The sequence below is a fragment of the Brevibacillus sp. AY1 genome, from assembly GCF_029870785.1.
GTDB classification, from domain to species: domain Bacteria; phylum Bacillota; class Bacilli; order Brevibacillales; family Brevibacillaceae; genus Brevibacillus; species Brevibacillus invocatus.
This window is the reverse complement of the sequence record NZ_JAFLPN010000076.1, coordinates 1-7141: the sequence shown is the minus strand read 5'-3', so window position 1 is coordinate 7141 and position 7141 is coordinate 1. Positions and strand designations below refer to the sequence as shown.

The following is a 7141-nucleotide window of genomic DNA, read 5'->3' as shown; positions in this document are numbered from 1 at the left end:
AATCAATTGATAGGCTTGTTCGATTGCATGATGAATCTGATTTTCGTCCACCGATTCCACCCCTTTCCGTTATCCGCTTACCGATCATTTTTCATCCGATATGTGCCTGTTTTATATACGCGAGTTTCCATACAGTATATTCGACGTTACAAATACGCCGACCGGCGGCAGCGAAGTTGAAGGCGGTTGCGGTGGGATATAGCCGCTATACCCCGCCAAGCTTATATCAGTTGTCGCTACCCAGGTTCCATATTCGCCCGCCTGTAAAGAAGAGGGTAGCATCCGCAGACGTCCGGTGAGAACCAAATGCCGAAGTTGAATCTTGACATCGTCATAGATGGTTAATTGGCCGGAGTAGGCGGCGTAGGGGGAATGAAACATGATCTGCTGCGTGCTTTCATTCCAACTTCCTTCAATCGGAATCGGCGTTCCGCGAAATTGGATGGTGCCTTGAATTTGCTGGTCCTGCAAAACACGCATCACTAGTTTGCCCCACACAACCGGTCTTCCGGCGACAGATGCATGAACTCCCCATATGGAAAAGGGAGGTAAACTCTTTGTACTTGTTTGAGCCGCAACGGACATGATTCATCACTCCTCAAAGTTAGATCACGTCATTATATGCGTCCTCGGAAAAAATGCCAGTCACTGGGCAAGAATTCTTTGCAGATAACCGAACATGATCAAGTAAAAGAAGATGGACTTTCTCTTATACTGGTTGTTTCTTAATGCAGACAGGTTTCGAACAAAATTGTTTCAACCCATCCCAGTTGCCCCAGATGCAATTTTTACATCGATTTGGTTGTCTTGGGGCAGAGGTAGTCCAGTTTTTAATGCTTGTACTGAATGTTGGTAACATGCAGGCATCCGCCTTTCCAAATTTATGCAAACAGCATTTAAGTTGTCCAGAAACGAATCATCCTATGCAGTTATCCGCATCGTGAAAGTCCGCTTGGATTTGATCCCATCTACCCTTGTCCCCTGCATACAAATATCAAAGGCCGGAGCAACCCATTTTGGGCAACAGCCGGCCATTTGGTCCTATTTCGCAGGCATTCTACCGATGGCTCGAATCGCAAACATTTTTCACACACCGATACTCCCAGTTGTTGCAGAAGTCCTCATATACTTGCTCTACGCCACAGTCGGATAGCATGTGCCTGGCCAAAAAGTCATACCAGAACTGGTCGAAAGACAAGGGCATCCGGGTTCCATATTGGGAACGAAGGGTTACATAGCGGTCCCAGATTTTGATTCGGAATGCTGCCAATTCATCACATCGCTCCATGTCGGTTCGCCTTTAAGCGGCGCTGGTGTCGCTGGATATTTCTGACGTTTTCGCTTTTTCTTCGGAGAGCTTTTGAAATTGTTTCGCCCTTTCCAGATGAAAGGTACGTAATTATTCGTGATACTGAGCCATTTTCATGTGCCAATCGTACATTTGCCTGACATAAGCGGCCTGGTCATGCGTATACATGGGCATTGCCTGTTTGATAAACTGCATTTGAAAACATTCCTCCTTGGGTTAGGTAAAGTTGAACTTACAGCATTAGTCTATGGCAGGCGCATAGAAGCGACAACGGCATCCGCCCGGTTTCCGGTCATTTTATCGGGTTGGTTGTCTATATACAGGCGGAAACACAGCCTTTTGGGGACCTGACTCCTATGATGCATAAAGGATATGAAAATCGGAATAATATCAGTTGCATATTCTGAAAATGGCGAATGAAAAGGAGAAAGTATGGAAAAAAGCGAACTTAAATCACAATTTAAACAGCGAATCAAAACGACAAGTAACAAATCTCCAATAATCTTGGATGGAAAGGCAAGTGAAAATGTTCCAACCGAGCCGAGTTTAATGGAGCGAACCAAAGAAGTGATGGAGAATATAGGAACCGAAATAAATAGCGTCTGACAGTATATGGCTTTTATAGCTTGGTCAACGTAACCTTTGAGATTATCGATGGGGACATTCCGTACAGATTGGAACAAGTAAATGTTTCTCATAATCAAAACCGGCCGGTTAGGGATCGCCCTGACCGACCGTTACAGTGTATTTTAGCCAACGAAATTCGGATTGGGCCCCGTATTATCCTTTGGGCTTTACGAACAATGCAGCGAGAAACGAAAAAATAATCGCTGCGGATATTCCGGCACTGGTCACTTCGAAAATTCCGGTGATGATCCCAATCCAGCCATTGCTCTTTAGTTCTTGAAGCGCACCATGGACAAGCGCGTTACCAAAGCTTGTAATCGGGACCGATGCTCCTGCCCCGGCAAATTCAATCAGCGGATCATACCATCCAATTCCGTCGACAATCGCGCCCAATACAACAAGCAGGGTCATGGTGTGGGCCGGTGTAAGTTTCAAGACATCAAAACAAAATTGTCCGAAAACACAGATTGCACCTCCCACCAAAAAAGCCCAAAGAAAAATCATAATATCTCCCTCCCTGCCTCTATGGATACGGCATGAGCGATACAAGGAATGCTTTCCCCTTGTTGAAATGAAATCGGGGATAGCAGCGCCCCCGTAGCGACAACGAGGATTCGTTTCAGTTCACCTCTTCGCATCCGATTTAGCAAATGTCCATAGGTAACAACTGCCGAACAACCGCAGCCGCTTGCTCCGGCTTGAACCATTTGGGTTTCATAATCGTAAATCATCATCCCGCAATCGGAATATTCGGTTTGTTCGATGGGAAAGTTATGTTTCTTAAACAATTTACAGGCGATTTCATATCCGACTTTCGCAAGATCGCCGGTAACGATCAAATCGTAATAACCCGGTTCAATTCCCAAATCTCGAACATGCGCCTCAATGGTGTCTACCGCTGCAGGAGCCATCGCTGCGCCCATATTAAACGGATCTTTAATGCCCATATCGATAACCCGGCCAATGGTGGCAGATGTAACAACCGGTCCGTCACCTTCCATGGATACGATGGCAGCACCGGCCCCGGTTACCGTATATTGGGCGGTTGGCGGTTTTTGCGAACCGTACTCGGTCGGATATCGGAACTGTTTCTCCGCACCGGAATCATGGCTGCATGTCCCCGCCAATACAAATTTCGCCGAACCGGAATTTACAAGGTTAGCTGCTAATGCCAGACTTTCCATCGAGGTTGAACAAGCGCCAAACACACCGAGGTAAGGGATCGATAATGTTCGCGCGGCAAAACTGCTGCTAATGATTTGATTCATCAAATCCCCGCCTATGTAAAACTGTACTTGTTCCTTTGTCAACCCCGCATTTTCAATAGCCAGTTTTGCCGCTTCTTCAATCAATGCCTTTTCTGCTTTCTCCCAGCTCTTTTGTCCCATCATGGATTCTCCATGGACAATGTCAAAATCTTTGGCCAGCGGGCCTCTTCCTTCAAATGGACCCACTACCGTTGCTGTTGATCGGATGAACGGCTTGTTCTCAAATAGCCAACTCTGGTGTCCCTTTAACATATTAAGAGCCTCCCCCGCCTTTGATCAGCAAATGTACAATTCCTACCGCAAAGGCGGCGACTGTACCAAATACAATAACCGGTCCAGCCAGTTTAAACATTTTACCGCCAACACCGAGCACCATACCTTCACTCTGATGTTCAATCGCAGCGGATGCCATCGAATTCGCAAATCCCGTCACAGGCACTGCGGAACCCGCACCAGCCCATTGGGCAAACTTATCGTACACCCCCATGCTGGTCAGAATGACAGAAAGGAGTATCATAACCGCCACGGTAGGGTCTCCAGCTTTTTTCTCATCAAAGCCGCCCCAATGCACAAACATTTCCTGGATGGCTTGTCCAACCAAACAAATGGCCCCGCCAGCTATAAACGCACGAATGAAGTTTTTGAGTATGGGCCTCGGAGGTTCGACGCTTTGCGCCAATTCTTTATATTCCTGTTGTACCCGCGTTAAATTTTTCTTTATATTATTTGCCATGAACATCCTCCTCGAATTTCAGCTGACGTATAATTGGCGAATTGTTAACGAATCAGCAATGGTTTAACTTCATCAATAATCTTTTTCCAATCACATTAATCGACAAAAGTTAATATGTCCCTATTCCATTATTTTCATGCATTTCCATTTGAAAATTTTTCTAACGTATGCTTTTGTTGCGAGACGGAAATATTAATTTCGGTATTGGGAGAATGTAAGCATCTATTCCTATTACCCCTGAAACATTATCCTATCCTAAGGTAAAGGAGGTGACATTCCGTGACAGTTGCTTCTCAAGTGAAAACGTGCGTAGCATCTTTAAAAAGTGCTCAGGCGAGTCTGGAACAATTTGCTTTGGAAACACAAAATCAAGAAGCAAAATCGCTCTTTACGAATGCGGCCCAACAAACCCAACAAATCGTGCAGCAAGTAGAAAGCCGCGTACAACAGTTGGAAAATGAAGAGCCTCAATATAAGGGGTTTTAAGAAAAACAGACAAACCATGAATATTGAGGACATGGCTTGTCTGTTTCATCGGTGAACAGATTAGAAAAGAGATCAAACCCTACCAGTTGAGTAGGGTTTGATCTCTTTTCGCCACTATTCTTTTGTTTAGACAGCTAACCTTGGATAAACCTAAACACTGCCGCCCCCATCGCCACTGCTAAAGTTGACAGTATCCAAGTTCCCCCTCGGCCCAACGCACGCCCATGGCTACGGCCGCCAAATGATGAAGGTTGGAATTGAATGCCGATCTTTTTTCCCCATTCGCTTCCCTTGGGCGCTGTCCTATTGGAGTTGCCGAAATCATTGTAAGATTGTTGTATTCGATCGTCAGGAAGCCTTTACTGGAGGCATCAATATCGGGGATGAATATACCGGATTGAAGTCGAATGTCGGCTTTTGACGCGACACCCATATTCGAATAGTGGGTTAACCTGCAAACGAACTGCAAGCAGTCTTCGACGCCCATTGGAATATCGCGCCTTACTTTGTGCCAGATGCAGACATTATTATGGCGATTAAAGCAGCTTTGGTTCGCGGTGTCCGAGTGCGCTTGTTAGTTCCCCGCCACGTGGTATCGATCATCGTTGGAGCTGCAAGTCGGACCTACTATGGAGAACTTTTGGAAGCCGGGATTCATATCTACCTCTACAATAAAGGCGTGTTGCATGCGAAGTTAATGATCATTGACGGAGAAATTGCCAAGATAGGCTCCTCAAATTTTGATTTAAGAAGCTACCGTCTGAATTATGAAGTGTGCGAAGTTGTGTACAGTTCCGAAGTAGCACGAACGGAACAATTCGGGCATGATCTTGCGGGCTCCATTCCCTTACCTATGGAAGTCCTGCTTCAACACACGCATTTGCAGCGGATTCTCGATCAAACGGCGTGCTTGCTTTCACCAATGATTTGATGAAAGAGGAAATGAAAAGTTGTTTCTTCAATTCTCAATTGAGTTCTTGCTAGGTTTTGTAGGATTGTTCATCATTACAAAGATGTTAGGGAAAAACCAATTTAGTCAAGTAACACCGTTTGACTTCATTTCAGCTATTTTTTAGGTGAGGTCGTTGGAAATACTCTATATGACATGCAATTGTCTACCCTATGCTGTATTCTTTATTCTTATGGGGGTCATTTATGTTAGCTATTAAGACGGCAGGCCAAAAGTCTTGGAAATAAGAAGTTGGATCGATGGAACCTTGTGCCTTAATTCCGATAGTAGAATAATTACCCAATAGTTGGATTTCGTGCCGAATCAACTTATAAAAATATGGAGACTTAGTCCCTGGGCATCCGTTGAGCTGCTAAAAAAATAAGAAGTATCAAACCCATATACCCAAATAGCGGATAAAGATAAGTAAGTAAGGAGGTGAAACCGGCTTGACTAATCAAAAAACTAGCAAGTAATATGCCAAGAACTAACCAACTTTTAGGAATATTATATAGACTTTGGATTTGACGAGAAATTCCGAAAACATTGCCTATCAATGTGGTGAATATTTCTCCATAGATTACGAGCAAAAACAATACATGAAAAAACCGCCCGAAATCTCGAATAATCTCGGCCATCGGAATATCGTATTGAAGAATCTCGGGCATCTTTGAGCTCATTGCAAAATGGCTGACAAGAAGCATAAAACCAAGACCAATGCCTCCCCAAAACCCTCCCCATTTTAATGCGCTTTCGTCATCCACCTCACTCCCCAGAGGAACCATAACGGCTAGAATAAAAGCAAAATTCAATCCTGCATACACAAACGGACTCACGAACCACTTCAAATTGTACAGTTGTTGGTTCTGCCAACCGACTATATCAAATATATTGTCTATTCTGATAACCTTTACGACAAGGAGAATAGTGAAAAAAAGCATCATGGGAACAACTAACGAGTTTACGAACATAATTCCGCTGATTTCCTTCTTCATCACCAGATAACACAAAACGATGCTGATGATAATACCCAGTTGATAGGGTAGACGGAGTTGTTCTTCGAAAATGGTACCGGTTCCTGAAAGCATCACGGCCGTTACCCCAAATAGAATAATTAAAGTCAAGGCATTTGCGACTTTGCCGAAAATTTTGCCAAACAGATAAACATTAAACTCCTGATATGAAAATGCTTTGATATGGTGAGCTAGAATCATCATTTTAGTGCCGATCCACACAAAAAGAAAGGTGCTGCATAAAATGCCTAATACCCCATAGGCTCCGTATACCGTGAAAAACTGCATAATCGACTGTCCTGAAGCAAATCCGGCTCCCACAACGGTTCCCGTGTATGTTGCGGCGATTTGTATTATCATATTTGTATTTTTCTTCATATTTCACCCATGTCCTGGTAGAGTATAGAATCATTAAATTCTATGCTTAAAAAAATTGCTTATTCCAAAAGGAACTCGTTGTCAGCCGTTATGACGAGAATCGATAGTGGTCCGGTAGATCATCAATTAACAAACTTGAGTCTTTAACAATGACATGGTAAATATGCAGCTCATGAATCTGGGCATGATTTTTGGAATCGGTAAACTTATGGTTTTGGCCTTTATTTATCTACCGAGGATGAATCTGTGCAATCAACGCCCCGCTTGGCGATGCTCGAAGCCAGCAGATATAGCCCCACATAGATAGGAAACGAATATGTATGTTTCCAGTGAACGGGGTGGTATAAATCGGCCATTTGTGAGACCGGCTCGGCCACA

The 7141-nt window shown here is 44.2% G+C and carries 10 protein-coding genes; 4 read left to right on the top strand and 6 right to left on the bottom strand.

The window, feature by feature from the left end:
- Positions 1-111 precede the first annotated feature (111 nt).
- A complete protein-coding gene (locus JZI27_RS24430; protein WP_023556420.1) occupies positions 112-585 on the bottom strand; it encodes a hypothetical protein in 474 nt (157 codons plus the stop codon).
- Positions 586-1057: 472 nt separating this feature from the next.
- Positions 1058-1288 (bottom strand): hypothetical protein, encoded by a 231-nt coding sequence (locus tag JZI27_RS24425; protein WP_280209776.1) that lies wholly within the window; start codon positions 1286-1288, stop codon positions 1058-1060.
- A 453-nt stretch (positions 1289-1741) separates the two neighbouring features.
- On the opposite strand from JZI27_RS24425, the gene JZI27_RS24420 reads away from it, so the two are divergent.
- The gene (locus tag JZI27_RS24420) at positions 1742-1915 is read left to right on the top strand and encodes a hypothetical protein (protein WP_153784608.1); all 174 of its coding nucleotides are present in this window, start codon (positions 1742-1744) and stop codon (positions 1913-1915) included.
- Positions 1916-2089: 174 nt separating this feature from the next.
- Here the strand turns inward: JZI27_RS24420 and spoVAE are convergent, their stop codons facing one another.
- Genes spoVAE through spoVAC form a run of 3 tightly spaced genes read right to left on the bottom strand, consistent with a single transcriptional unit; the run spans position 2090 to position 3937 of the window.
- A complete protein-coding gene (gene spoVAE, locus JZI27_RS24415; protein ID WP_005832063.1) occupies positions 2090-2440 on the bottom strand; it encodes a stage V sporulation protein AE in 351 nt (116 codons plus the stop codon).
- On the bottom strand, positions 2437-3456 hold the full coding sequence (gene spoVAD / locus JZI27_RS24410; RefSeq protein ID WP_007784321.1) for a stage V sporulation protein AD: 1020 nt from the start codon (positions 3454-3456) through the stop codon (positions 2437-2439). The genes spoVAE and spoVAD overlap by 4 nt, the downstream gene beginning before the upstream one ends.
- A gap of 1 nt (position 3457) precedes the next feature.
- The gene (spoVAC, locus tag JZI27_RS24405) at positions 3458-3937 is read right to left on the bottom strand and encodes a stage V sporulation protein AC (RefSeq protein WP_005832062.1); all 480 of its coding nucleotides are present in this window, start codon (positions 3935-3937) and stop codon (positions 3458-3460) included.
- Positions 3938-4216: 279 nt separating this feature from the next.
- Here spoVAC and JZI27_RS24400 point away from each other — a divergent pair, with 279 nt between their 5' ends.
- From JZI27_RS24400 to JZI27_RS25165, 3 genes are all read left to right on the top strand, one after another.
- Positions 4217-4423 (top strand): DUF1657 domain-containing protein, encoded by a 207-nt coding sequence (locus JZI27_RS24400; protein WP_007781230.1) that lies wholly within the window; start codon positions 4217-4219, stop codon positions 4421-4423.
- 463 nt (positions 4424-4886) lie between these two features.
- On the top strand, positions 4887-5354 hold the full coding sequence (locus JZI27_RS24395; RefSeq protein WP_348521388.1) for a phospholipase D-like domain-containing protein: 468 nt from the start codon (positions 4887-4889) through the stop codon (positions 5352-5354).
- 19 nt (positions 5355-5373) lie between these two features.
- Positions 5374-5499 carry a hypothetical protein gene (locus JZI27_RS25165; RefSeq protein WP_481752844.1) on the top strand — a complete coding sequence of 42 codons (126 nt, stop codon included), beginning with the start codon at positions 5374-5376 and terminating at the stop codon, positions 5497-5499.
- Positions 5500-5719: 220 nt separating this feature from the next.
- On the opposite strand, the gene JZI27_RS24390 is transcribed toward JZI27_RS25165, so the two are convergent.
- Positions 5720-6763 (bottom strand): YkvI family membrane protein, encoded by a 1044-nt coding sequence (locus tag JZI27_RS24390; protein ID WP_280209766.1) that lies wholly within the window; start codon positions 6761-6763, stop codon positions 5720-5722.
- Positions 6764-7141: the final 378 nt, after the last annotated feature.

Excerpts from the sequence above, each read along its gene's own strand:
- JZI27_RS24430 (WP_023556420.1), bottom strand. The coding sequence starts at position 585 with ATGTCCGTTGCGGCTCAAACAAGTACAAAGAGTTTACCTCCCTTTTCC.
- JZI27_RS24425 (WP_280209776.1), bottom strand. The coding sequence starts at position 1,288 with ATGGAGCGATGTGATGAATTGGCAGCATTCCGAATCAAAATCTGGGAC.
- JZI27_RS24420 (WP_153784608.1), top strand. The coding sequence starts at position 1,742 with ATGGAAAAAAGCGAACTTAAATCACAATTTAAACAGCGAATCAAAACG.
- spoVAE (WP_005832063.1), bottom strand. The coding sequence starts at position 2,440 with ATGATTTTTCTTTGGGCTTTTTTGGTGGGAGGTGCAATCTGTGTTTTC.
- spoVAD (WP_007784321.1), bottom strand. The coding sequence starts at position 3,456 with ATGTTAAAGGGACACCAGAGTTGGCTATTTGAGAACAAGCCGTTCATC.
- spoVAC (WP_005832062.1), bottom strand. The coding sequence starts at position 3,937 with ATGGCAAATAATATAAAGAAAAATTTAACGCGGGTACAACAGGAATAT.
- JZI27_RS24390 (WP_280209766.1), bottom strand. The coding sequence starts at position 6,763 with ATGAAGAAAAATACAAATATGATAATACAAATCGCCGCAACATACACG.